At 67.7% G+C, this 23,933-nt stretch carries 19 protein-coding genes; 11 read left to right on the top strand and 8 right to left on the bottom strand.

Annotation, left to right across the window (positions count from 1 at the left end; all coding sequences use genetic code 11):
* Positions 1–9 precede the first annotated feature (9 nt).
* Complete coding sequence (locus tag ABC419_RS12485; RefSeq protein WP_412877273.1) at positions 10–474, bottom strand: peptidylprolyl isomerase; 465 nt, start codon at positions 472–474, stop codon at positions 10–12.
* 80 nt (positions 475–554) lie between these two features.
* Here ABC419_RS12485 and ABC419_RS12480 point away from each other — a divergent pair, with 80 nt between their 5' ends.
* On the top strand, positions 555–1,277 hold the full coding sequence (locus ABC419_RS12480; RefSeq protein ID WP_412877274.1) for an RlmE family RNA methyltransferase: 723 nt from the start codon (positions 555–557) through the stop codon (positions 1,275–1,277).
* A 261-nt stretch (positions 1,278–1,538) separates the two neighbouring features.
* Here the strand turns inward: ABC419_RS12480 and ABC419_RS12475 are convergent, their stop codons facing one another.
* A complete protein-coding gene (locus tag ABC419_RS12475; protein WP_412878227.1) occupies positions 1,539–2,099 on the bottom strand; it encodes a DUF2061 domain-containing protein in 561 nt (186 codons plus the stop codon).
* 140 nt (positions 2,100–2,239) lie between these two features.
* Here ABC419_RS12475 and guaB point away from each other — a divergent pair, with 140 nt between their 5' ends.
* From guaB to ABC419_RS12440, 6 genes are all read left to right on the top strand, one after another.
* Positions 2,240–3,700 (top strand): IMP dehydrogenase, encoded by a 1,461-nt coding sequence (guaB, locus tag ABC419_RS12470; RefSeq protein WP_200166740.1) that lies wholly within the window; start codon positions 2,240–2,242, stop codon positions 3,698–3,700.
* 65 nt (positions 3,701–3,765) lie between these two features.
* Positions 3,766–4,164, top strand: coding sequence for an MAPEG family protein (locus ABC419_RS12465; protein WP_412877276.1), 399 nt, complete (start codon positions 3,766–3,768; stop codon positions 4,162–4,164).
* Position 4,165: 1 nt separating this feature from the next.
* Positions 4,166–5,461 (top strand): RsmB/NOP family class I SAM-dependent RNA methyltransferase, encoded by a 1,296-nt coding sequence (locus tag ABC419_RS12460; RefSeq protein WP_412877277.1) that lies wholly within the window; start codon positions 4,166–4,168, stop codon positions 5,459–5,461.
* Positions 5,458–6,153, top strand: coding sequence for a 5'-methylthioadenosine/S-adenosylhomocysteine nucleosidase (locus ABC419_RS12455; RefSeq protein ID WP_412877278.1), 696 nt, complete (start codon positions 5,458–5,460; stop codon positions 6,151–6,153). The genes ABC419_RS12460 and ABC419_RS12455 overlap by 4 nt, the downstream gene beginning before the upstream one ends.
* The gene (guaA, locus tag ABC419_RS12450; RefSeq protein ID WP_412877279.1) at positions 6,150–7,712 is read left to right on the top strand and encodes a glutamine-hydrolyzing GMP synthase; all 1,563 of its coding nucleotides are present in this window, start codon (positions 6,150–6,152) and stop codon (positions 7,710–7,712) included. The genes ABC419_RS12455 and guaA overlap by 4 nt, the downstream gene beginning before the upstream one ends.
* 628 nt (positions 7,713–8,340) lie before the next feature.
* Complete coding sequence (locus ABC419_RS12440; protein WP_412877280.1) at positions 8,341–9,120, top strand: hypothetical protein; 780 nt, start codon at positions 8,341–8,343, stop codon at positions 9,118–9,120.
* On the opposite strand, the gene ABC419_RS12435 is transcribed toward ABC419_RS12440, so the two are convergent.
* Entirely contained in the window at positions 9,090–11,120 is a 2,031-nt protein-coding gene (locus tag ABC419_RS12435) for a M3 family metallopeptidase (protein WP_412877281.1), read from the bottom strand. The genes ABC419_RS12440 and ABC419_RS12435 overlap by 31 nt on opposite strands.
* A gap of 522 nt (positions 11,121–11,642) precedes the next feature.
* Here ABC419_RS12435 and ABC419_RS12430 point away from each other — a divergent pair.
* From ABC419_RS12430 to ABC419_RS12420, 3 genes are all read left to right on the top strand, one after another.
* Positions 11,643–12,500, top strand: coding sequence for a hypothetical protein (locus tag ABC419_RS12430; protein WP_412877282.1), 858 nt, complete (start codon positions 11,643–11,645; stop codon positions 12,498–12,500).
* Positions 12,501–12,576: 76 nt separating this feature from the next.
* A complete protein-coding gene (locus ABC419_RS12425) occupies positions 12,577–13,110 on the top strand; it encodes a hypothetical protein (RefSeq protein WP_412877283.1) in 534 nt (177 codons plus the stop codon).
* Positions 13,111–13,159: 49 nt separating this feature from the next.
* On the top strand, positions 13,160–15,670 hold the full coding sequence (locus ABC419_RS12420) for a hypothetical protein (RefSeq protein WP_412877284.1): 2,511 nt from the start codon (positions 13,160–13,162) through the stop codon (positions 15,668–15,670).
* A gap of 24 nt (positions 15,671–15,694) precedes the next feature.
* On the opposite strand, the gene ABC419_RS12415 is transcribed toward ABC419_RS12420, so the two are convergent.
* The 4 genes from ABC419_RS12415 to ABC419_RS12400 form a co-directional block, all read right to left on the bottom strand.
* The gene (locus ABC419_RS12415) at positions 15,695–17,197 is read right to left on the bottom strand and encodes a type IV secretory system conjugative DNA transfer family protein (RefSeq protein ID WP_412878224.1); all 1,503 of its coding nucleotides are present in this window, start codon (positions 17,195–17,197) and stop codon (positions 15,695–15,697) included.
* Positions 17,198–17,199: 2 nt separating this feature from the next.
* The gene (locus tag ABC419_RS12410) at positions 17,200–18,633 is read right to left on the bottom strand and encodes a hypothetical protein (RefSeq protein ID WP_412877285.1); all 1,434 of its coding nucleotides are present in this window, start codon (positions 18,631–18,633) and stop codon (positions 17,200–17,202) included.
* A 92-nt stretch (positions 18,634–18,725) separates the two neighbouring features.
* Positions 18,726–19,646, bottom strand: coding sequence for a hypothetical protein (locus tag ABC419_RS12405; RefSeq protein WP_412877286.1), 921 nt, complete (start codon positions 19,644–19,646; stop codon positions 18,726–18,728).
* A 29-nt stretch (positions 19,647–19,675) separates the two neighbouring features.
* Complete coding sequence (locus ABC419_RS12400; RefSeq protein ID WP_412877287.1) at positions 19,676–19,987, bottom strand: hypothetical protein; 312 nt, start codon at positions 19,985–19,987, stop codon at positions 19,676–19,678.
* A 250-nt stretch (positions 19,988–20,237) separates the two neighbouring features.
* Between ABC419_RS12400 and ABC419_RS12395 the strand changes: the two genes are divergently transcribed.
* The gene (locus ABC419_RS12395) at positions 20,238–22,901 is read left to right on the top strand and encodes a protein kinase domain-containing protein (protein WP_412877288.1); all 2,664 of its coding nucleotides are present in this window, start codon (positions 20,238–20,240) and stop codon (positions 22,899–22,901) included.
* A 260-nt stretch (positions 22,902–23,161) separates the two neighbouring features.
* Here ABC419_RS12395 and ABC419_RS12390 read toward each other — a convergent pair whose 3' ends face one another.
* On the bottom strand, positions 23,162–23,926 hold the full coding sequence (locus tag ABC419_RS12390; RefSeq protein WP_412877289.1) for an acid phosphatase: 765 nt from the start codon (positions 23,924–23,926) through the stop codon (positions 23,162–23,164).
* Between the last annotated feature and the right edge of the window lie 7 nt (positions 23,927–23,933).

The following is a 23,933-nucleotide window of genomic DNA, read 5'->3' as shown; positions in this document are numbered from 1 at the left end:
CCTTCGTTCTTAGGCGACGGTCGCCTTGACGATCTTGCCCGGCGCGCGCGGGGGCTCGCCCTTCGGCAGGGCGTCGACGTGATCCATGCCTTCGATCACTTCGCCCCAGACGGTGTACTGGCCGTCGAGGAAGCGGGCGTTGTCGAAGCAGATGAAGAACTGCGAGTTGGCGCTGTCCGGGTTGGCGGTGCGAGCCATGGAGCAGACGCCGCGGACGTGCGGCTCCTTCGAGAATTCCTGCTTCAGGTTCGGCTTCTTCGAGCCCGAGGTGCCGGTGCCCGTCGGGTCGCCGCCCTGGGCCATGAAGCCCGGGATCACGCGGTGGAAGACCACGCCGTCATAGAAGCCTTCCTTGGCCAGGTCGGTGATCTGCTTGACGTGGTTGGGCGCCAGGTCGTCGCGCAGCTTGATGACGACGTTGCGGTCTTCGCCGTCGCCGGTGTCCAGGGTGAAGGTCAGGGTTTGGTCGGCCATCGGGCGCTCCTTGAGGTTATGCGAGCCGGAATTGTGCGCGGGTCATAGCGGCTGAACGCCGTCAGGGCTATGTGGGAAGCATGAGTGAAGACGAAAAGCCCGCCGACAAGCCGCAGGAACGCCGCCGCATGGTGCGTCTGCCCACGGGCGGCACGGCCTCGGGCCGCAAGGTCGGCCAGAAGATCAAGACGGCCGACAAGAAGACCCTGTCCAGTCAGGCGTGGATCAAGCGGCAACTGTCCGACGAATGGTCGGACCGCGCGCGGGCCGAGGGCTGGCGCAGCCGCGCCGCCTTCAAGCTGATGGAGATCGACGACAAGTTCCGGCTGATCAAGCGCGGCTCGCGGGTCATCGACCTGGGCGCGGCGCCGGGCGGCTGGGTGCAGGTGGCGCTGGATCGCGGGGCGGCGGCGGTGGCGGGCGTTGACCTGCTGATGATCGAGCCGATTCCGGGCGCGACGCTGATTCAGGCGGACTTCACCGATCCGGGCGTGGATCAGCAGATGCTGGACGCCATCGGCGGGCCGCCGGACCTGGTGCTGTCGGACATGGCGCACAATACGGTCGGTCATCGTCAGACGGACCACCTGAAGATCATCGCCCTGATCGAGATCGCGGCCGACTTCGCTATCCGGACCCTGAGGCCGGGCGGGAATTTCGTGTCGAAGAACTTCCAGGGCGGCGACGCGGGCGGGGTGCTGACGCGCCTGCGCGAAGAGTTCGAGACGGTGAAATACGTGAAGCCCGAATCGAGCCGCAAAGGCAGCGCCGAGGTGTTTCTGGTGGCGCTGAACAAGCGGTAGGGCGCTGGCCCGCTGTCTTCCCACCCATAAACAATCGCCGTCAGCTCTCCCACACGCCGTCATCCTCGGGCTTGACCCGAGGATCCAGCGCGGCGACGCGCTCATCCTTGCCGACGTCACGCAGACGGAAGGCTCGATCCTCGGGTCAAGCCCGAGGATGACGGCGGTCATTCGAGGATGACGGCGTTTGGGAAGGTTGCCGCGTGTAGGACTGACGACGGCGCCTTGAGGGCGCGGCGTGGGCGTGGCTGACGGCGTCAGTTACGCCGATGCGCCTTCAGCCGCCGCGGCGGCGCGGCGGGCGGCCTTCTTGGCCTCGATCCGCGTCCAGATGCGGTCGTGCAGGGTGAAGAAGACCGTTTGCACCAGAGGCTCGATCGTGCCGATGGCCAGGGCGATGCGGATGTCGCGCGTCAGGGCGAAGGCCACCAGAACCGCCACCGTGAAGTGCATGACGCCGTAGGTGACGGTCTTCAGCGCCACCTGCTTCAGGTTGCGAGGCAGGGCGTGGCTGTGCCCGTGTCCGTGGCCGTGGTGGTTGTGCGCGCGGTTCTGTTCGTGCGCGTTCATCACCTCCAGGCGGGCGGTGAAGGCCTCGGCCGTCTCCTCGACGCGGGACAGCATCTTGCGGCGTTCGACCCGGTGCCAGACGCGGTCGTGGACGGAATAGGCGATGGTCTGGAAGATCGGCTCGACCACCCCGACCGCCAGGGCCAGCCGCCAGTCGCGCGTCAGGGCGAAGGCCACCAGGATCGCCACGATCAGGTGCATGGCGCCATAGCTCGCGATCTTGAGGGCGAGTTGTCGCGCTGTGGTGATCAAGATGCGAACCATTATCGGGAAATGCGGCCTCTCGCCGTCCGTTTCAAGGCAATTCCTCTTATATGCACGATAGCGCGGCCTTGGGGTTGCGGTTCCCTGCCAACGGGGGCTATACGCGGCCCGCAAAATGGAGGCTCCAAATGGAGATACGCGAAGGCCTAACCTTCGATGACGTTTTGCTCGAACCCGGTTCGTCCGAGGTCATGCCCGCTGATGTCGATGTCTCGACCCAGCTGACACGCGAAATCAAACTGAACATCCCGCTGCTGTCGTCCGCCATGGACACGGTGACGGAAAGCCGCCTGGCCATCGCCATGGCGCAGGCGGGCGGCATGGGCGTGCTGCACCGGAACATGACCATCGACGAGCAGGCCGAAGAGGTCCGCGCCGTCAAACGCTATGAAAGCGGCATGGTGGTGAACCCGGTCACGGTCGCTCCCGACACGACGCTGGGCGAAGTGCTCCAGATCGTCGAGCGCAAGAAGATCACCGGCTTCCCCGTGGTCGATCCCAAGAGCGGCAAGCTGGTCGGCATGCTGACCAACCGCGACATGCGCTTTGAGACGGACCTGAACCTCAAGGCCGCCGATCTGATGACGACGGGCGAGCTGATCACCCTGCGTGAAGGTTCGGCCGGACGCGAGGCGGCGCGCGAGCTGCTGCGCACGCGCAAGATCGAACGGGTCATCGTGGTGGACGACGCCTATCGCGCCGTCGGCCTGATCACCATGAAGGACATCCAGAAGGCCCAGGCCTTCCCCAACGCCTGCAAGGACGAGCAGGGCCGCCTGCGCGTCGGCGCCGCCTCGACCGTCGGCGACGCCGGGTTCGAGCGCGCCATGGCGCTGGCCGATGCGGGCGCGGACGTGGTGGTGATCGACACCGCCCACGGCCACTCAGCCTCGGTCGCCCAGGTGGTCGAGCGCATCAAGCGCGAGAACAACCGCGTCCAGATCATCGCCGGCAATGTCGCCACCTATGACGCCACGCGCGCCCTGATCGACGCGGGCGCCGATGCGGTGAAGGTCGGCATCGGGCCGGGCAGCATCTGCACCACCCGCATCGTCGCGGGCGTGGGCGTGCCGCAGCTGACGGCCATCGTCGACGCCGCCCGCGCGGCGGAAGGCACGGGCGCCTCGGTCATCGCTGACGGCGGCATCAAGTTCTCGGGCGATCTGGCCAAGGCCATCGCGGCGGGCGCCAACGTCGCCATGATGGGCTCGATGTTCGCAGGGACCGACGAAAGCCCCGGCGAGGTCTTCCTGTACCAGGGCCGGTCCTACAAGTCGTATCGCGGCATGGGCTCGGTGGGCGCCATGGCGCGCGGCTCGGCCGACCGCTACTTCCAGAAGGAAGTCTCGTCCGAGAAGCTGGTCCCCGAAGGCATCGAGGGCCAGACCGCCTACAAGGGCCCGATCGCCCCGGTGGTGCACCAGCTGGTCGGCGGCCTGCGCGCCTCGATGGGCTATGTCGGCGGCGCCACCATCCCGGACTTCCAGGAGCGCGCGCGCTTCGTCCGCATCACCAATGCGGGCCTTCGTGAGAGCCACGTCCACGACGTGATGATCACGCGCGAGGCGCCCAACTATCGTCAGGGCTGACCTGATCCGCTCCCGGCCCCGGTCGGGAGCGGTTTTGTTTTGGGCTAGTGGAACAGGAGACGGGCGTGACGACTGAACTTACCTATCTGTCGGCGACGCTGGTGCTGGCGCTGGTGCAGGTCTTCCTGCCCGCCTTCGCACGAACGCGCGAGTTCGGCCTGTCGTGGAACGCCGGGGCGCGGGACACGACGCCCGAGGCGCACAGCCCTGTCGTCGGCCGTCTGGAGCGGGCGCAGGCCAATCTGTTCGAGACCCTGCCGCTGTTCATCGGCGCCGTGCTGATCGCCCAGGTCGCCGACCGGATCGGCGCGCTGACGGCGTGGGGCGCGGCCCTCTACTTCTGGGCGCGCGTCGCCTATATCCCGCTGTACGCCCTGGGCGTTCCCTATATCCGGTCGCTGGTGTGGCTGGTCTCGCTCGCGGGACTGGCGCTGTGCCTTCTGGCCCTTTTCATCCGAGTCTGATTTGACCCCAGCCGCCCGTCTGGCCGCCGCCGCCGCCATCATCGACAGCATCTCGCAGGGCCGCCAGCCCGCCGACGCCGTGCTCAAGGCCTGGAGCCAGCAGAACCGCTATGCCGGTTCGGGCGACCGCCGCGCCATCGCCGAGCGCGTCTATCAGGTGCTGCGCGCGCGCGGCCGCCTGTCGGCCTTCATGGGCGGGCGTCAGGACGGACGCGCCCTGATCGTCGGCGCCCTGTCGGTGCTGGACGGCGCGACGCTGGAAGAGATCGAAGGTCTTTACAACGGCGAAGGCTATGGCCCGCGTCCCCTGTCCAAGCACGAGCGCGGCCGCGTCATGGCGGGCGAGGACGCGGTCGATCTGGCCGAGGTCGCCCTGCCGGACTTCGTGACGGCGGACCTGAAGGCGGTCCACGGCGACCGCTGGCGCGAAGAGGTCGAAGCCTTGAGCGGCCGCGCGCCGGTGGATCTGCGCGTCAACTCGCTTCGCGCCACGATGGAAGAGGTCGAGACCGAGCTGCGCGACGCCGGGCTGTCGCCCCAGCGCACGGAGTTGTCCGCCTGGGGCCTGCGTCTGGACGCCGAGCCCGCGCCGAACGTGCAGCCGCTGGACGGCTTCCAGAACGGTCATTTCGAGATTCAGGACGAGGCCAGTCAGGTCGTCGGCTGGCTGTCCGGCGCCTTCCCCGGCGCGACGGTGGTGGACTATTGCGCGGGCGGCGGCGGCAAGACGCTGGGTCTGGTGCAGGCCATGCAGGGGCAGGGTGCCCTGATCGCCTGCGACGTCTCGGCCAAACGTCTGGACAATGTGAAGCCGCGCCTGGCCCGCGCGGGCGTCGAGGCCGATCTGCGCCTGCTGGGCACGAACGGCGGCGGGGTCGAGGATCTGAACGGTCAGGCCGACGTGGTGTTCGTCGACGCGCCGTGCTCGGGCTCGGGCGCCTGGCGGCGCCGGCCGGAGGACAGCTGGCGCCTGACGGCTGAGGAAGTCGCCCGCCTGCATGCGCTGCAACTGCGGATACTGGGGCAGGCGACGAAGCTGGTGCGGCCGGGCGGGCGTCTGGCCTATGTCACCTGCTCGGTGCTGGGCGCCGAGAACGAGGCGACCGCCGCCGCCTTCGAGGCCGCGCATTCGGACTTCAAGCCGGTCCCCGTCGCCGATGCGGCGCACAGCGCGGACCTGACCGAGGCGGGGCGCGAGCGCCTGACCGCCCTGGCGCAAGGCAACCGCCTGCGTCTGTCGCCCGCCGCGACCGGCACGGACGGCTTCTTCATCGCCCTGTTCGAGCGCGCTTCATGAGGCTGGAGCGCTACGGCGCCGTCACGGTCCTGCCGGTGATGGCGGCGCCCGCCGAGTATGGCGAACACCTGCGCGCCCGTATCGACCCGCTGATGACCGGCATCGGGCCGGTCGAGGGGGCGGTGGCGCTGACGGCGGCCCTGGCGCGGCTGGAGGCGAGGGGAGAGGCGCCGGATCTGATACTGTCGCTGGGCTCGTGCGGGTCGCGCGTGCTGGCTCATGCGGCGGTCTATCAGGCGTCGTCCGTGGCCTATCGCGACATGGACGCCAGCGCTCTGGGGTTCGAGAAGGGCGTGACGCCGCTGCTGGACATGCCCGCCGTTCTGCCGCTGCCGTGCCCCATCCCCGGCGTGCCGAGCGCGCGCCTGTCGACCGGCGGGAACGTCGTCTCGGGCGCCGCCTATGACGCCATCGACGCCGAGATGGTGGACATGGAGACCTGGGCGCTGTTGCGCGCGGCCCAGACCTTCGGCCTGCCGCTGGTCGCGCTGCGCGGCGTGTCGGACGGCAAGGTCGAGCTGACGGGCCTGCATGACTGGACCTCGACCCTGCATCTGGTGGACGAGAACCTGGCCCAGGCCGTGGACGGCTTGATTGCGGTGCTGACGGATCACGGCCTCTCCGCCCTTGAAATTCCGGCCCTCCAAGGCCAAACCCTCGCCCAATCGCTCGCCCCGGATTCGACCTCATGACCCAGCCGACCCAACACCAGAAGGTGCTCATCGTCGATTTCGGCAGTCAGGTGACGCAGCTGATCGCGCGCCGCCTGCGCGAGGCCGGCGTCTATTGCGAAATCCATCCGTTCAACAAGGCGGGCGAGGCCCTGGCGGCGATGCAGCCTCAGGCCATCATCCTATCGGGCGGCCCCAACTCCACGACCGACGCCGACAGTCCGCGTGTCGACCGCGTGGTCTTCGACTATGGCGCGCCGATCCTGGGCATCTGCTATGGCGAGCAACTGATCTGCGCCGAGCTGGGCGGCAAGGTCGAGAGCGGCCACCACGCTGAGTTCGGCCGCGCCGAGATCGTCATCACCCGCGAAAGCCGCCTGTTCGCCGGCATCGGCGCCGTCGACCACCGCGAGCCGGTGTGGATGAGCCACGGCGACCGCGTGACGGCTCTGCCGGAAGGCTTCCACGTCATCGCCACTTCGGAAGGCGCGCCCTTCGCCGCCATCGCCGACGAGGGGCGCAAGATCTACGGCGTGCAGTTCCACCCGGAGGTGGTGCACACCCCGCGCGGCGCCCAGCTGCTGAAGAACTTCACCCACGGGGTGGCGGGCCTGACCGGCGACTGGACCATGGCCGCCTATCGCGACGAACAGATCGCCAAGATTCGCGAACAGGTCGGCGACGCCAAGGTCATCTGCGGCCTGTCGGGCGGGGTCGACTCATCGGTCGCCGCCGTGCTGATCCACGAAGCGATCGGCGACCAGTTGACCTGCGTCTTCGTCGACACCGGCCTGCTGCGCAAGGACGAGGCCAAACAAGTCACGGAACTGTTCCGCGAGCACTACAACATCCCGCTGGTGCATGTTGATGCGTCTAAAGAATTCCTCGGCGAGCTGGCCGGGATTTCGGACCCGGAGACCAAGCGCAAGACCATCGGCCGTGTCTTCATCGAGGTGTTCGACCGCGAAGCCGCCAAGATCGAAGGCGCCGCCTTCCTGGCCCAGGGCACCCTCTATCCCGACGTGATCGAGAGCGTCTCCCCGACCGGCGGCCCCTCGCACGTCATCAAGAGCCACCACAACGTCGGCGGCCTGCCGGACTTCATGAAGCTGAAGCTGGTCGAGCCGCTGCGTGAACTGTTCAAGGATGAAGTTCGCGCCCTGGGCCGCGAACTGGGGCTGACCGAGGCCTTCGTCGGCCGGCATCCGTTCCCCGGACCGGGCCTGGCCATCCGCATCCCCGGCGAGATCACGCCGGAGGCGGTCGCCACGCTTCAGGACGCGGACGCCATCTACCTCGACGAGATCCGCAAGGCGGGCCTGTACGACGACATTTGGCAGGCCTTCGCCGTGCTGCTGCCGGTCAAGACGGTCGGCGTCCAGGGCGACGCCCGCACCTATGAAAAGGTGCTGGCCCTGCGCGCGGTCACCTCGACCGACGGCATGACGGCCGACTTCTACCAGTTCCCGTGGGATGTGCTGGCCAAGACCGCCACGCGCATCATCAACGAAGTCCGCGGCGTCAATCGGGTGGTTTACGACGTGACGTCGAAGCCGCCCGGCACCATCGAGTGGGAATGATTCAGGCCTTTCGGAAGCTTTCGGCATTGCTTTCGAAATTTCCGATAAGTTACTGATACAAAGTGAATTTAGACGAGGTTCTTCGAAGTTTTTCGGAGGGCCTCTTTTTTGTGATGCCGGCGCCTCTGACGGTATCGCCGGCCGTTGCCCAGCCAACTCTGGGCCCATGCCTCTCGACTTTGATGCCGGACATCCTGATGGCGCTGAAGACCTGCGCCGGGAACTCGCGCTACATTTTGCCGTCGCGCTACGATGCCGACGCTCCGATGTCGCGAGCCGCCTTCAATCGGGTGACGTCGGCCATCGCCGAGCAAGCCTGGCTACTATGCTTGAACAGTTGGCTGTGTCGATCGCTTCGACCGGCCTCTACGGGCTCTCATCAGTGGATCCCAAGTGGCATTTTTGCTCGACAAACTGAGTGTCGCCATCGAGCATTGGGGCGAAGTGTTCTGGGGAGGGCGCAGTGGATCAGGGCTGGACAGGAAAGACCTATGATCCTGGCTTCGACGTCTCCTATCGGACGGCTGAATTCATCCGGGCTCACCCGGATTTCCCGCAGGCGAGGCGGACCTACATCCGAGAGGTCCTGGCGCTATATGGAGACGACCCGTTCCACAACAAGCTCCTGATGGCGGCGGCGCGGATGGTGGTCTTCGCCGTCGCCATCTGCCTGGAAGCAGGACATCGCGAGGAGGACCGCGCGACCTGGCCCACAGTCGGCAATCTCAAGGCGACCTTGGCGATGTTCGGCCTGACCAGCCCGCGGCGGATCGATCACATTCTCGGCCGCCTGGTCCAGATCGGATACCTTGAGAGCCGGCCGTCGCCGGTCGACGGGCGCGTGCGTCTGCTCCGGCCGACGGAGCGGATGCTGGACCATGATCAGAACTGGCTGACGGCTCACTACGCGCCGCTCGCCTGCCTGTTCGGCGAGGCGGACTATCGTTTGCCGCTGGCGCGGAACCGCCAATTCCAGCAGGTTCAGCGCGGGATTGCGACAGGCATCTTCATGGAGTCGGCCATGGTCCTTTTGCAGAACCCTGGCATCATGCTCTTCCTTGGTCGCGACTCCGGAATTCTGGTGCTGCTGGAGATGGTCAAGGCGTCGATCGACGAGGGGGCGGCGACGATCCCCTTGTCGCTGTCGAGCCTGGGCGCGCGTTTCGCCGTGTCTCGTACGCATGTTCGCCAGCTTCTGCTCGACGCCCAGGAACAGGGGTTCGTCGATATCGATCGAAGCCATCGACGGATCATCCTGCAACCGGCCCTGTTCGAATGCCTTGATCGCTTCATCGCCGAAGGCATGTCCAATCACGATCGGACGGGCGCCGCGGCGCTGCGCGCCTTGGATCAGGGCGCGCAGCCTGAAGACCTGGATCAGGGCTCGCGGGCGAGGCGCGCCCGATAGGCGTCGAGATTGGCGGGGCGGCCGAGGAAGTCTTCCACCAGCTGGGCTGCCGGCCGTGACGAGCCCGGCGCCAGAACGCGCTCCCGATAGCGGCGAGCCGTCTGCGGGTCACGCAAGCCGTCAGCTTCGAAGACGGTGAACAGGTCGGTCGAGATCGTCTTGGACCAGAGGTAGGTGTAGTAGAGCGCCGAATAGTCCGTCAGGTGGCCGAAGTTGTTCTCGGGGTGAACGGTCTCGGGCTGAAACGCCAGAGCGTAGCGGTTGTTGGCCTCGCGCGCGGCGCGGCCGAGGTCTGCGGCCGGGGCCCCTGTGTGCAGCCCCAGCGACATTGCGGCGTAGCCCATTTGGGACCGGTCCCCGAACGCCTCGGCGAAGCCTCGCGCGCGGTTCATCCGTGCGACCAGGCCCTCGGGGATAGGCTTGCCGTCCGCATCGACGGCGAACTGGCGGAGGGTTTCATAGTCCCAGACCCAGTTCTCCAGCATCTGCGATGGCGCTTCCGCGAAATCCAGCTCCATGCCCAGAAAGGGGCTGTGGAGCGCCCACCGGCCCTTGCCGGAGAACATGACGTGAAGCAGGTGCCCGAACTCGTGCAGGAAGGTCTCGACGTCGCGATGCTCCATCAGGCCGGTGGCGTGATCTCCGGCAGGGAAGTTCGCCAACAGGACGGCGACGGGCAGGGCGCGGCCTTCCAGCCCGACCCGGACGGGGGCCACGGCGGCGTGGCTGTACTTCCCCTCGCGCGGATGATTGTCGAGATAGAAGCGGCCGATCACCTGATCGCCCTCGATGACTTCGTACGCCTCGACGTCGTCCGCCCAGACCGGCGTGTCCCAGGGGCGGATTTTGACGCCGAACAGGTCTTCGGTCAGTTGGAAGACGCCGCCGCGTACATTGTCATAGGCGAAGTAGCGCCGGACCTCCTGCGGATCGACGGCGTAGTCTTCCTTGCGAAGCAGTTGCTGGACGTACTGGACGTTCCAGCCCATCAGCTTGTCGGTGTTCAGCCGCGCGGCCATCCGAGTGTAGTCGCGCCGGGCGGGAGCCAGGGTCGCCTGATCCAGATCGGTCAGGAAAGCGCGCGCCTTCTCCGGCGATCCGATCATCTTGTCGGCGGTGGCCAACTCGGCGAAGTCCCGGCGTCCCAGCAAGGTCGCCAGTTCGTAGCGCAATGACAGCATGCGAGCCAGGATTTCGGCGTTCTCAGGCGCCCGGTTCTGATAGGCTTCAGACAGCCGACGGCGAACCGTTTCGTCGCGAGCGTACATCATCACCGGCGCCAGGTCGGGGTATTCGGTGGAGATGCGGATCAGGCCGTCGTCGCCGACCGGATGGTTGGCGATATAGTCGGCGGGCAGGCCTTCCAGCTCCTCAGGGCGGACCGTGACCTCAGCCCGGGCCTTGTTGATGTTGTCCTGGAAGGCGAGCGTGGCGCTCGTAATCCCTTCCTGCAGCCGCAGGATTTCGGCGCGGGTCGCTTCGTCGCGATCGACGCCGGCGTCGCGATAGGCGCGCAGCGTCCGTTGAAGATAGAAGGCGGCCTGGGGATCGCTCGCAGCGTCGACGGCGCTCAGCCGGTCATAGATGGGGCGCGACAGGTTGATCGACGACGTCGCGTCGCCGACGCGTTGGGCGCAGATCAGCCCTGCCTGGCGCACGGCGCCGTCCACATGGGCGTTGCCGATCAGCATGGCGTCGTTGGACAGCGAAAAGGCGGTCAGGATCAGGTTGTCATAGCGACGGAACGTGCCTTCCACGGCGGCAGGGCCGGTTTCGCCTTCCAACTCGGCGCGTTGGGCGGCGATCCGAGCCAAGCCGGCGTCGCATTGAGCGGTCATCGCGGAAGCGTCCGACGGGAAGGACACGGGCTGGGCCAAGGCCTGGTCGATGTCGCCGGGCGTCGGCGCGTTCTGGGCCAGGGCGGGTGCGGCCAGCATCAATGCGCCTGCGGATACGCCGACGGCCAGGCGGCCCACGCGAGCCAGGATCTGAGTTTTCATCTTGCTTCCCCCGTTTCCAGCGAGGGGTAGCGGGAAGGGGAGGGCGTCAACAATGGCGGAATTTGCGTAGATTTCCGATGCGCTCCGAACAGCGTTGGCCTCCTGCTCCCCACCAGACGGGTACGTCAACGCGCCACGTGAACGACGTCCTTTTGCTGAACAGCTCGTATTGCTTGGGTGAGGTGCTCGACTGGGCCCCGGCGGAGCACGCGCCTGAAGACGCAAAGCTCAACGCTTCAGAAAATCTTGAGGACAGCGTCAAGACTTCGCGGAGCGCGCGCCTATGCCTGTCTTCGCTTTGAAGCGGAAGGCGCCGGCATGACAAAACCAACTGACCCATTCGATTCCTTAAGCGCCTCGAGACCGGCGAAGAGCGCCATCGGCGGCTTCGATCGACCCGTTTCAAGGATGTCTCGGGGCGCCCGCGCTCTGCTGGCGACCCTGCTTTCGCTCGCCGCTTGCAACTCGCCATCGGTCGCGAACGACAGCGATGAGACGACCTCATCGCCCGAAGGGAGGGCGGTGAGCGGGCAAGCGGCTCCGCGGCTCGAAGCGGATTCGCAGATCAGACCGGGGCCGGGCTTGTCGGCGCAGGAGCGGGCCTCCGTCATGCGCGCGGCGGGGTTCTTCAACCCGCAAGCCGACAGCCGCTGGACCTGGCGGGATCCCGACGACGCCGAGACACTCTGCGAGGACGTATGGGCCGAGATCGAGGAAGTCCGGGATTTGAACGACGACGGCCAGTTGGAGGTCGTTGTGAAGGCTGACGGCGACCAGTGCTGGGGCATGAACCAGCATTTCGTCACGGTCCTTCATCGCACGCGCGGAGGATGGGCGTCGCTGATCGCGTTTCAGGCGCGGTTCGCCAACTACGGGTTCCATCCCCGCCCCGGCATCGCCTGGCCGGATATCGAGATCGCCAGCGGCGAGGAGACCGGGTGCGTGGATTTCCAGCGCTGGAACGGTCGCTCCTACATTGATGGCGGCGCCTCCGACGAGGGCCGGGTGTGCGCCTTGACGCCGGAGGGACGCGCCGCCGGAGGCGCGCACGCGCCAGCGGAGGGCGCCGCGGTCTTCCCGCCGATCGAGAAGGGCTACTACGCCATTGGCGTCACTTGCGCCGAAGCGGCCGCTGATCCAACCGGCGTGCTGATGTATTTGGACGAGGCGCGGGTGGCGTCGTTCGATGGCGGCTGGCGCGTCCAGGGCGTCGAGGCGCTAGGCGGCGACCGCTACCGCTTCCGGGGTGCGGACATGGTCATTACGGTCTCCAGCCGCACGACGTTCACAGACGAACACGGCGACCGCCACACCCATTGCCCGACCGGACAAATACCCCGCGGCGAGCGCGAAGACTGGGGCGACCTTTCAGGACGATAACCGCTCTAGCCCCTTGGGGGTGATGGCGGAGTGCGGTCTGGCCGCAAACCTAGAGACAGGGACACGGGGAAAAATCGTGGGATCACACTACAATCGCCGAGATCTGGACGGCGACATCCTGTTCAGCGTGGCGCCGGCTCCCTATCCGGGAGACAAGGCGGCCGGGCAGATCATGATGCTGGGCGTAGGAGCGATATGCGTCGGCGTCCTGTTGCTGCTGTTCGTGGTCGGGATCGCCTTCATCGGGCTGGGGATCGCCTGGATCGTGCAAAGTCGAAAACTCAGGGCGCGATGGAGGCGGGAGAACGAAGGCCGCAAACCCAAGGACATTCTGGTAAACGCATCCGGCGTCGTGGTCGATGGCTGCGCCTATGCAGCCGCCGACATCGCGGAGTTCGTCGTGACCCATCCGGACGCCGCGACGGGAGGCCGGACGGGGGCCGCTGTCGTGGACCTCAAGAACGCCCAGATCGCCGTCAGCTATCAGGCGTGCTTGCGCCTGCGCTCGGACAGTCGTCCGATCGTCCTGTTCGACGGCCTCACTCAACAGACCGCGAGCGCGCTGGTCCGGGACATGGCCGAGGTGCTCGTCATCACGCGGAACGCGTGACGACCCCTGTCGATTGGTTCTACCTTGGCTGTTCACTGCGGAGAATCCGATGTCCGAGTTCCGCGTCTCCCTGCTTCAGTTCGGCGTCGCTTTGACGGGCGCTCTGCTATTCCTGATCGTGACCGCCGTTCTGATCCGGGGACTGCATCCGGCGTTCGAGCGCGGACTGGTCTGGTTCAGGCCGGGTTTTCAGTGGCTGGATCGCGCGCTGGCGCTTGCCGTCGCGCGGTGGGTCGGGCTGGATGAGGAAGGGCGAGCGCGCCGCTGGGGACGTCTGTTGGTCGTGCTGCTGGGGGCCGGCGTGTTCGGGGCGCTGTTGCCGCCGCTGATCGGCGCGCCGGTGTTGGTTCTGGGGTTGATCGCCGTGCTCGCCGTGTTCCGGCGCTGGGCCTGGGACGAGGAGGATCGAGCCGCCGGCCTGGATCCGGATCGGCGGCGGGCGCCCGGGAGCGAGGACTACAACAACGAACTCCTCGTCGCCCTGTCGGCGGTCTTCATGCTGGGCAGCCTTCTGGTCTGGAGATTGACGGGCTTGCACTTCTTCAACGCCGGCTCGGGGATCGGCGTCCTGGAGTATGTGACCTACGTCGCTTCCGAAGCTCTGGAGGCCCTGCCGATCGTCGGCAATGTCGAGGTGCTGGGCTACGACAATCCGTCCGGCGTCCAGGCCGTGCTTCCGACCGGCGGGTGGGTCGCCTTCGTTTTGCGCATGGCGCTGGATGTTCTGGTCATCGGCGGCTTGCTCCAGGCGCTCGCCGTCGCGCGCCGGATTGCGACCGGCGAGGATCTGCGGCGACACGAGGAGGCTCTGCGCGCCGCAGACACCGAGGATCGGGCCTACGCCGCGCTGGAAGCGCTCGCGGACCTGGCGCGTCGCGGCAACATCACAGCCCTGGCTCAGCTTGAAGCGGTCGCGCTTCCGTTGGACGGGGGCGCGCGTCACGAGGTCTTCAAGCGCCGAGCCGCTGCGGATATGCTCCTGAACCTCTACGAGGACGGCTCCGTCGTCGGGGTTTCGGGGCTGAACGCCGCGCTCCTGACCTATGACGTCTTGATCACCCCGGAATTGCAGCGCGAGGCGCCTCTGCAGTGGGCGAAGTCGGTGGCTGCACGGGCGCACGCCGCCTACCTGCTGGGCATGCTCGCGGGGGGCGAACAGGGGCGGCGACGCCTGATCGAGGCGCGCGACGGCTTCAAGCTGGCGGCCCAGAGCCTGTCCATTCTCGAGGCGCCGCGGCTCGCGGATCGGGCGGAGCTCGGCTACTGGGCGGTTCAGGTCGAGGCGCTCCATCAGGTCGAAGCGATCCCGCCGGAGCATCCGCCGCTGCTGATCGCGGACATCCAGGGGTTCATCGACCGCATGGGGGCGGACGGGGAGGCCGAAGTCGTCGCCGAAACCCGCAGACTGGTCGCGCGGATCGGAACCTGGATGCAGTTGCGCGGCATGACGCCCCCTGCCGTGTCCGCGGCGACGCCAGGCACGCCCCTGGCGCAACTGGATCAGGCCGCTGCGACCATCTTGCAATTCGGCCGCGAACCTTCGGACGACGCCCTCGAACGCCTGGATCGGACCATCCGGGATCTCGAGGCGCTTTATGCCCAGGCGCAGGTTGCGGCCGTGCGATCCGACGCCGCCCTGCGTCTCGCCCAGGCCTGGAGCGCTCGCGCCCGTGCGGTGGCTTCTTCGCGGCAGGATGCGATTGGGCAGATCGAGAGGTGGTGCGAGGCGCTTGGTCCCGAGATGGGCAAGGCGCCGCGGGTCAGGGCGGTCGTGCGGGAAATCCAGGCGAACCGCTTTGTGCTGGAGGCCTCGACCAAGCCTTTCGGGCCGAAGCGAGACGCTCTCACGGAACGGGCGATCGAGACTTATCGACAGTTGGTGAACGACCCCGACCTGGGCAACGATCCTCTGTCGAACGAGGCGCGGGCCAACATGGCGATCGCCCTTCTAAATTTCGCGGAGGGCGCTCGCCCCGACCTCGCGCGAATCCGGCTGGAGGAGGCGGCCCAACTCGCCGACAGCCTGGCTGAGACGGCGGACCCGATGGCGCGGGCGTCGGCAGCCCTCACCGCGTCGAACGTCCGGCGAGATCTCGCGCCTCTCAAACCGCAGGATCGGCGGCGTGAGGTGCTGGACCGAGCGATCCGCGACGCCCAGGCGGCGGTCGACGGCTTCGCCGGGCTGGGAAACGAGGAGGGACGGTTGCTCGCCATGCGGGCGCTGGGCTTGTCGCACTTGGACCAGGCCGTGCTGGAAGGGGCCGGTCCGGAGGCGGATCGACATGCGCGCAAGGCGTTCCCAGCCTTGGAATTCGCCGTCGCGCATCTCGACCGGGATCGGAACCTGGGCCTGTGGTTCAAGACGGCGCATGCCTTTGCGGATCTGGCGACCCAACTGGGGGCGCAAGACCGCAATCGGGACAAGCTGACGAGGGCGCAGATGCTGCTGGGCGAGCTGCGTCGGCTATGCGTCGGCCCGCTGGAAGCCCAGGCGCCCTACATCGACAAGTCTTCGGCGGCCGTCGATCGGGCGCTGCTGGATTGGGGCGGCCAAGCCTGAGAGCGACGACCCGGAAGCGGGCGATCAGCTGGAGGTTGATCTGGCCCTGAGGCGCGCTAGGACTTCCGCCGGCGTGTCGGGTTCGACGACCGGCAGTGAACGCTCGAACACGCGCAGAACCGGCTTGGACCTCTGCACCGGACGAGACGGATCGTGGAAAGGATTGACATCATACAGGCCGGCGAACACCGGGTCGGCCCGGTAGTTCGGCAGCCGGGCGATCACCGGCATATCTCCGGACAACTGCAGCAGAATCTCATCGTCCTCGAGGTCCAGCAACTGCTCGGGCGAGCCGAAGCCGACCAGGCGCGCCATCGACTCGGCCGCCAGCATGGTGTTGGCTCCGAAGCACTGCACGGCACGGCAGTTGTTGACCATGGTCTGCCAATCCCGCGGGTAGAGATTCTGCAACTGGCTTGAATCCTGCCAGAAACTCCAGGTCTGCAGGCCGTAGCCGCGCATGAGGGTGATGGCCCGCCGCAGGTCGTCGAACGCCCCGAGCTGGGCGGCCTCGTCAAGGATGAACAGCGTCGATTTCGGCGGCCGGCCGCTGCGGCCTGAGATCAGCGTCATCAAGGTGTGCACCCACAGCCGCAACAACCGGCCGTGGCTTTCGAGCATGTGCGGCGGCAGCACCAGATAGATCGACAGCGGATCGCCGCGCTGCACCGCGCCGAGGTCGAAGCTGGTTGTTCTCAGCGAGGGGGCGATCATTCCCGAACGCGCGATGTCGACGAGATTCTGGGAGAAGGAGAGAATCCCGCCGAGGGTCGAGACCGCGCCGATCCGGAGCATCCGGCCGATGTCGCGCGCCTCGGCGTTGCGCGAGGCCTCCAGCGCCGCCAGCACGGTGCCGCCCAGACTGCTGACAGCGTCCCGGCGTTCGGTCGCGGCGCTGTAGAGTCCGATCTCGCCGACCGCCTGGTTGACCAGGGTGCGCACGGTCTCCAGGCAGCGGCTGGCGGGCGGGAGGTCGCTCATCACGTGCAGCACCACGCCGAGGACGAACGTCGCCCCGCGTTCGCGCCAATAACCGCCGTCGCTGGCGTCTGTCTCGACATCAGGATTGGCCAGGGCCGAGACCATGGCCATGGCGTCATCGACGAGCGTCGAGCTCTCCGGGTCCAGGATGTCGAGCGGGTTCAATGAGGCGGAGGGCAGGCCGGTCACGCCCATGGGGTCGATGACCGCCACCTCCTGCCCGAGTTCGCGCCGACGGCGTACGGTCATCAGGGCGTTCTCGCCCTTGGGATCGACGACGATGACCGGTCCGTCGAAGCGCAGCAGGGCCGGGACGATGCAGCCGGTGCCCTTGCCGGCGCCGGTTGGGGCGATGGTCATCAGGTGCCCCTCGCGTTCCATCAGGATAGGCGCGACCACAGCCGCCGCCGGGGCGGCGGCCGCGGCGGCTCCGAACTTGAAGCCGATCGGCTGGCGTCGGTGCCAACGCTCAAGGGACCAGCCGACAATCAGGCCCGGCTCGTCGATGCTGTCGGGCAGGGTTAGCTCACTATCGATCGGGATCAAGCTCATGAGATCGCTTCCTTCGGTTCCAGAATGACGAAAAAGCCGTCCATGCGTTCGCTCAGCACAGGGACGCCGTCGGCCAGCAAGGTGTCGTCGATCATCTCAACGAAGCCGTCCGGGGCCAGGGCCAAGCCGGTCGCGAAGAACCCTTGCCGGTGACAGACCACCAGCAGGAACAGCCAGCGGCCCTCGGCGTCGAAACCGGCTGGCTCTATGGCGCGGGCGTGGCCCGTGCAGAGGTCGCGCAAGAGGGCGGCGTCCGCCGCCCGGTCCGCCAAGTCCTCGAAGGATTCCGTCGGCTGGAATCTCTCCCCATCATGGCGAACGCAGTTCATGAAGAGCCGTATGTAGTCCAACCGCGCGCCCTCGTCCTGAAGGTGCGGGCCGACGGCTTCGTTCAGCTCGTGGATCCAGGCCGAGGTTCCGTCGACGGCCAGAACCTTGTTCTCGGTCAGTACGAACGAGGCGATTCCGGTCGCGCCGCCGCTGACCCGGCCTTGGGTCTCGATCAGCATCACGCCGCCGTGGCAGCGCAGCGCCAGGGTTCGGACCCGATCGCAGAAGCCGGCCAGCGGGAAGGGCGCGCGCGCCGAGCCGACGCGGTGGTGCGCGCCGATCAGGCGCAGTACCTCGGCCGCCGCCTCGGGTTTCAGGTCAGTCCAGTCCCCGGGCATGCCGGGCGATCGGCTCCACGGCTCACGCGGGCAGCGCACGGCGTTCGCCAGCCGCGCAGCGTCCACCGGGGTCAGGGGCCAGCCTTCGTTGCGCGTCTGCGGCCAGGCGAGGGCCAGCTTGCCGGACCACACCGCGCCCGCCATGGGGGGCAGATCATCCAGTTCGCGACCGACCACCATGCGATAGGCGTCCTGGGCGGCGACATGGAAAACCGGGTCCGCGGTCACGCCGTCGATGAGCATCGGAGGAAAGGGCTTTTCGCCCAGCACCGGAAGTTCGAGCTTCTGAAGCAGAGGCATAAGTTCGTTCAGGCGTGGGCCCAGCTGGGCGTTGGGAGCGATCTTCAGCAGTCGCTGCACGCGCCGGAGCTGCTGAGCGTCCCGAAGCAGGCGGTTCTTCAGCGCGCCGTCGGCCGCGGGGAGCGCCTGCATCAGCTCCGCCACATGCCCAAGGAGATAGCCGGCGACCTCGGCGTTGGGCCACATGCGCTCGGTGAGGGTGAAGAAGCGCCCGCCAAGATCAGTCGGGGTTAGAACCCGGGACGAGTTGCGCAGGGGCGCTTGAGCGACCGCCTCGGCCATCTTGCGGCACACCTTGGCCTCCTCTGCCAACGTCCTGCGCGCTTCGGCGGCGTCGCTCTCGATCGAGTCGAGAAAACTCGCGGCGAACCGGAGCGCATCGCCGGCGAGCACGCCCACGGTGTCGCCCTCTCGGCGGGCGGGATCGAGCTCCGGCGTTTGCGGAGCGGCCTTGGCGTGCATGCTTTTTTCTCCTGCCCTGGACGATATCGAGGACGCCTCGCCGGCTTGGGCGCCGTCAAGGAGACGGATGCGCATGGCGGTTCCTTTCAGAGTCAGGTTCGTCCAAGGGGATTGCGGACCAGGCCCAGGCCGGAGGCGATCAGGCCCGCGCCCGCGGCGAGCAGAAGCCACGGCCCGATCTCGACCGAGATGAGCGCTTCCGCCCGGGCGGCGGCGGCTTCGCCGAGCGGGTTCATGGCCGAGAACAGGCCCAGGATCGCGGACCGCAACAGGAAGGTCAGGCCGCCCGCGAGGATGGCGGCGGCGCCCGCCGCCAGTTCCCAGGGGCGCAACGCCGCGCCCGCCCAGGCCTGCCAGATCAGCCACAGGGCTGCGAGCACGGCGGCGAAGCGCAGGATCAGGGCGGTGTCCACGGTCTTCAGGAAGTCGACCGCGCCCAGGCCCTTGCGGATTTCGGCGCGTTGCTCCTCCAGCGATGCGATGCGGTCGCCGACGTTGCCATAGCCGTAGACGCTGTCCGGGGCGCCGGAACCGCCGCGCGCGGCTTCGGTCTTGAAGCGGGCGAGGTCGCGCTCCAGGTCGGCCAGGCGGCGTCGGCCGTGCTCGGCCTGCTCCAGGTTCAACCCCGCGGCGGTCGTGACCTTGTCCAGCCCCAGTTGGGAAACCGTCAGCGCCGGCGAAGACAGGGCCGGCAGGAAGAAGGCGACCAACGCCAGGATCGCCAGAGGCAAGGCCAAGGTTCCCTTGAACAGGCCGATGACCTTCTCGCCCCCGGACGACCGGGCCAGGGCCTCGACCGAAGCCGCGCCTGCGCCGACGCCGGCGAAGGCGCCCACGGCCGGATAGACGTCGCGCGCCGCGCCGCCCTCGACCTCGAAATCGACGCCAGCTCCAACGGAGGCGGGCCGTTCGCCGCGCCAGTCGGCGATGTCATAGCGATAGCGCTTGCCGTCGTCGCCCGTGATGGCGCCGGTCAACTCCCCGGCTGCGACGCCCAAAATCTTGCCCTTCATGGTTCTTCCTCCTGTTCGGAATTGTTGCGTCAGGCCGGCTGAGGGGCCGCCGTGAACTCCGCCAGGACGTCGTCGACCAGGCGGATGTTCTTCTGGGCTCGGGCGATCACCCACCAGCCGATCAGGGCCATGGCGATGCCCGCCGGTATGCCGAGAATGGTGAGGCAGACGAGGACGCCCGAGATGATCAGCCCCCATCCGCCCCGGACTGCCGTTCTTGACGTCTGGATCAACGCGGCCTTGACGGACGCCAGCACGTCCAGGTCGGTGGATCCGGCGCGCTTGAACGCGCCGAGCGCGGCGGATCGTTCGATCCGGTTCGGGAAAAGCGGGTTCTCCATGCCTCTCGGCCTCCGTGACAGAGCGCGCCTCTCGCGCTTTCAGGAGGTCAGCCTGGCCGGATCGCCCCGCCCGGTCCTAAAGCCCGGCTAAAGAAGTTCTGAAGTCGTCAGCCGACGCTCGCCGAGCGTTGCCATGCTGGACCGGGCTCCCGTAGGCTGCCGGATCGCAACGGGCATTCGAGGTGGGCTCATGACAGAAGGCGGTTCCGGACCGCGCCGGAGACGGCGCAGGTGGCGCTTTGCGAACGCGGTGTTCGATGAGGCCGCCTGGAGCCTGTCAGTCGCCGGCCGGCTCGTGGAGCTGGAAGGCAAGCCGCTTCAGGTCTTGCACGAACTGCTGCTCAGCGCCGGCGAGGCTGTGACGAAGGCGGAGCTCTTCGATACGGTCTGGCCTGGCGTCCATGTGGTGGAGGCCTCCCTGACCACGGCCGTGTCCAAACTCCGCGGGGCTCTAGGCGAGCAGGGAGGCGACATCGTTCAGACCCTGCCCCGGATCGGCTACCGCATAGGCGTTCCGGTCGAGATTGAGCAGTTGTCGACGCCGCTGGCGCCGCGCTTCGCCTTCGCACCGGGGGATACTGTCCCCGGCCGTCCGCAGTGGGTGCTTGAGGAGGCGTTGGGCGACAGCGGCGCGGGCGACGTCTGGCGGGCGCGTCACCAGAAGGTGGACGAGACGCGTATCTTCAAGTTCGCCGATGCGCCGGATCGCCTGCGCAGCCTGCGCCGCGAGGTCGCGCTGTTCCGACTGATGCGCAATGTGCTGGGTGATCGGCGGCCCTGCGTCGATATCCTGGAGTGGAATTTCGACGCGCCGCCCTACTTCATCGAAGCGGCGGACGCCGGACGGGACATGCGCGCCTGGGCAGGTGGCCTGGAGGGCGGGCTGACCGCCATGGCGCTGGATCGCCGGATCGCGGTCGTCGCCGACCTGGCGCGCGCCGTGGCCGCCGCGCACGGCGCCGGGGTTCTGCACAAGGATCTCAAGCCCGCCAACGTGCTGATCGAGACGCCGCCGGACGGGAATCCCGTCGTCCGTCTCGCCGATTTCGGCAGCGGCTGGCTGCTCGATCAGGCGGCGTTGGACCTGCACGGCATCTCGGGCGGCGGCTTTCCCCCGGGGGAGAACGAAGCCTCGACCCGCTCCGACACCGCCGCCTATCGCGCCCCCGAGGTGGCGCAAGGCGCCGCGCCGGGCATGGCCGCGGACATCTACGCCCTGGGGCTGATCCTCTATCAGATGATCGTCGGCGACCTGGATCGGCCGCTCGCCGCCGGCTGGGAAGGGGAGGTGGGCGATCTTCTCCTGCGCGAGGACATCGCCCTGGCCGCCGCCGGCGATCCGAGCCGACGGCTGGAGTCCGCCGCGCTGCTGGCCGAGCGGCTCGATACGCTCGAACAACGGCGCAAGGCGCGCGCCGAGGCCGAGGCGGAAGCGGAGCGGCGCGAGGCGGAGCGCCGCCGCGAGGATGCGCGCGCCACTCGGCGCCCATGGATCCGGCTGGCCGTCGGGCTCGGCGCCGTGGGCCTTGCCGCGACCTCGACGGCGGCGCTGGTCGCTGTCAACCAGAGGAACGAGGCCCGGGCCCAGACGGCGGCGGCCGAGGCCAGCTACGCCTTCCTGGTGGACGACCTGCTGGGACAGGCCAATCCGCTGTCCGGTTCGGCCGCGGAGGAGACGTTGGCGGCCGCGGCGCTGCGTGCGCGCTCCACAGTCGACGCCCGCTTCGCCCGCCAGCCGGAAGTGGCTGCTGGCCTGCACCTGTCGCTGGCCACCGCCTTCGTCCAGCGTGGACAGTATGACGAGGCGCGTCGATCGTTCCGCCTGGCCGCCGCCGCCTATGAGAGGGCGGGACTGCAGGAGTCGCCCGCGGCGGCCCGCGCCCGGTTGCTGCATGCCCGGGCCGAGGCGTTGTCGGCCCAACCCGGAGGGTTGGCCGCGGCCAAGACTCTCGCCGCCGCGGAGCGTCGCCGTCTGGGCTCGGCCGCCGACAAGGGCATGCTCGGTTTCCACCTCGCGCAGGCCGAGGCGGTGATCGGCTTCTTCGAAGATCTCGACGCCTCCAACGCCGCCTTCGCGCGGGCCCTGGCCATCGCCGAAACCCGGCCGGCGGGGCTATCCGAGCGCGACGTGCTGCTGGTTCGTCAGCAGCAGGCCGTCGTGCTGATGCGCCTGGGCCGTCCAGCCGAAGCCCTTCCCCTGACGCTTCGGGTGGCGGCCGAATGGACCCAAGCGCTTGGAGCCGAGCACGCCAACACCCTGATCGCCCGTCAACATGTGGCTCAAGCTAAGCTGATGACGGGCGAGCTGAGCCAGGCCCTGGCCGAGGCCGACGCCCTGCTGCCGTTGATGGCTGATCGGTTCGGCCGGAACAGTCGCTACACGCTTGGCCTTCAGTCGACCCGCTACGAAGCCCTGGCTGCGATGGGCCGCTATGCAGAGGCGGCCAGTGCTGCTGAAGCGGTCTGGAAGGGAGCGGAGATCAGCCAGGGGCCGAATGCGCATCAGACGCTCGTCGGGCTCAACGACCTCGGAGCCGTTCTGTGCCGGACTGACGACCGACGCCGAGGTCTGCACTATCTCGATCAGGCCTATCGCGCCTCTCGCGAAGGGTTCGGCGATGACTATCCCCTGACCCACGTCATTCGGTTCTATCTCGGGGAGTGTTTGGTGCTGGATCGGCGGTACGGGGAAGCGGAGCAGCTTCTGACCCAGGTCGATCGCGCGCGGGTGGGGGAACTGGTCGGCGACCCGTCCTGGGGCGTGATGTTGGACTTGGCGCTGGCCGAGATCGCTCAAGCGAAAGGCGATCAAGTCGCGCTGAATGGTCTGGCGCCGCGCCTCGCGGATTTAAAGGAAGGTGGAACTCCGCCTTTCGAACGCCGCCGTTACGCGGCAATCATGGGCGCCAGTTGATGTCAGATTCACGGTTCAGGAAAGTCAGAATCGCCGCGGTAGGGTGTTCTGAACTGGGCCTTTATACAGGAACGAACGGCTAGAATATCGGCTTGGAGTTGTTGTCAATACGCCTCGAATACGGGCGCCTGCGCGGCGAGAGCAAGAGCTTGCTGAATGACCGGGCGCTCCTCGCCCCCGCCCGGTCGAGGAGATCGACCTGGTCCAGCGCATCTATCGGATGTTCGTACTCACGGTGCAGTTTGGACGGCCTTGTTGGGTTAGCGAGCTATGGTGTCTTCTCTGAGGCTCTGAAGTTCACGACGGGCGGAAGCGAAGTCGCGCTGGAAGGCCGGATCGGCTTTCAGGCGGGCGACCATGGCGGCGCCGACAAGGCGGCCGGCTTCGACGTCGCTGGCGTAGTGGACGCCGCAGAGGGCCCGGCTTTCGCCATAGGCCAGGCCGCGCGCCAGGATGGCGTCGGCGCGATCAGGCGCCATTTCCGACAGCACCAGGGCCCAGGCCCAGCCCATGGCGGCATGGCCTGACGGATAGGAGCCGCTACGCGCCAGCCACGGCTCGGGCGGGAAACAGGTCACGGCGGGTTCGGCGACGAAGGGGCGTGGGCGGAAATAGCCCTGTTTCGCCGGGGTCTGGATGGTCTCCAGATCGCCCAGCATCTTTCCCAGCAGCAGGGTCAGGGTCGGCAGGCGCTGCGGCTCGAACGCGACGCCCAGGGCTTCGTCAAAGATGCGGGGCGCGGACGGGGTTTCGATCTCGTTGTCGGCGGCCGCCCGACGCCAGCGATCGGAGCCTTCCAGAGCGCGGGTGGCGCGATAGGTCTCGACGTCCGCCTGTTGCCGCAACGAACCGGCCTCGGGCGGCGGGGGCAGGAAGGCGGAGGCGTCGGGCGCGCCCTCCTTGGCCAGATAGCCGTGGGGGTGGTCGCGGAAGCCTTCCCAGAAGGTCGGGATCGGCGTCGCGGCGCAGGCCGTCAGGCTGAACAGAAGGGCGGCGACGCCGACGGCGCGGGCAGGGTGACGCATGGAAACT

The organism is Brevundimonas phoenicis, from assembly GCF_047237745.1.
Taxonomy (GTDB): Bacteria; Pseudomonadota; Alphaproteobacteria; order Caulobacterales; family Caulobacteraceae; genus Brevundimonas.
The sequence above is the reverse complement of the archived record's forward strand: the minus strand, read 5'-3'. Positions and strand labels throughout refer to the sequence as shown.

Excerpts from the sequence above, each read along its gene's own strand:
- ABC419_RS12485 (WP_412877273.1), bottom strand. The coding sequence starts at position 474 with ATGGCCGACCAAACCCTGACCTTCACCCTGGACACCGGCGACGGCGAA.
- ABC419_RS12390 (WP_412877289.1), bottom strand. The coding sequence starts at position 23,926 with ATGCGTCACCCTGCCCGCGCCGTCGGCGTCGCCGCCCTTCTGTTCAGC.
- ABC419_RS12420 (WP_412877284.1), top strand. The coding sequence starts at position 13,160 with ATGTCCGAGTTCCGCGTCTCCCTGCTTCAGTTCGGCGTCGCTTTGACG.
- ABC419_RS12400 (WP_412877287.1), bottom strand. The coding sequence starts at position 19,987 with ATGGAGAACCCGCTTTTCCCGAACCGGATCGAACGATCCGCCGCGCTC.
- ABC419_RS12480 (WP_412877274.1), top strand. The coding sequence starts at position 555 with ATGAGTGAAGACGAAAAGCCCGCCGACAAGCCGCAGGAACGCCGCCGC.
- guaB (WP_200166740.1), top strand. The coding sequence starts at position 2,240 with ATGGAGATACGCGAAGGCCTAACCTTCGATGACGTTTTGCTCGAACCC.
- ABC419_RS12410 (WP_412877285.1), bottom strand. The coding sequence starts at position 18,633 with ATGCACGCCAAGGCCGCTCCGCAAACGCCGGAGCTCGATCCCGCCCGC.
- ABC419_RS12405 (WP_412877286.1), bottom strand. The coding sequence starts at position 19,646 with ATGAAGGGCAAGATTTTGGGCGTCGCAGCCGGGGAGTTGACCGGCGCC.
- ABC419_RS12455 (WP_412877278.1), top strand. The coding sequence starts at position 5,458 with ATGAGGCTGGAGCGCTACGGCGCCGTCACGGTCCTGCCGGTGATGGCG.
- guaA (WP_412877279.1), top strand. The coding sequence starts at position 6,150 with ATGACCCAGCCGACCCAACACCAGAAGGTGCTCATCGTCGATTTCGGC.
- ABC419_RS12435 (WP_412877281.1), bottom strand. The coding sequence starts at position 11,120 with ATGAAAACTCAGATCCTGGCTCGCGTGGGCCGCCTGGCCGTCGGCGTA.
- ABC419_RS12440 (WP_412877280.1), top strand. The coding sequence starts at position 8,341 with ATGGCGGCGGCGCGGATGGTGGTCTTCGCCGTCGCCATCTGCCTGGAA.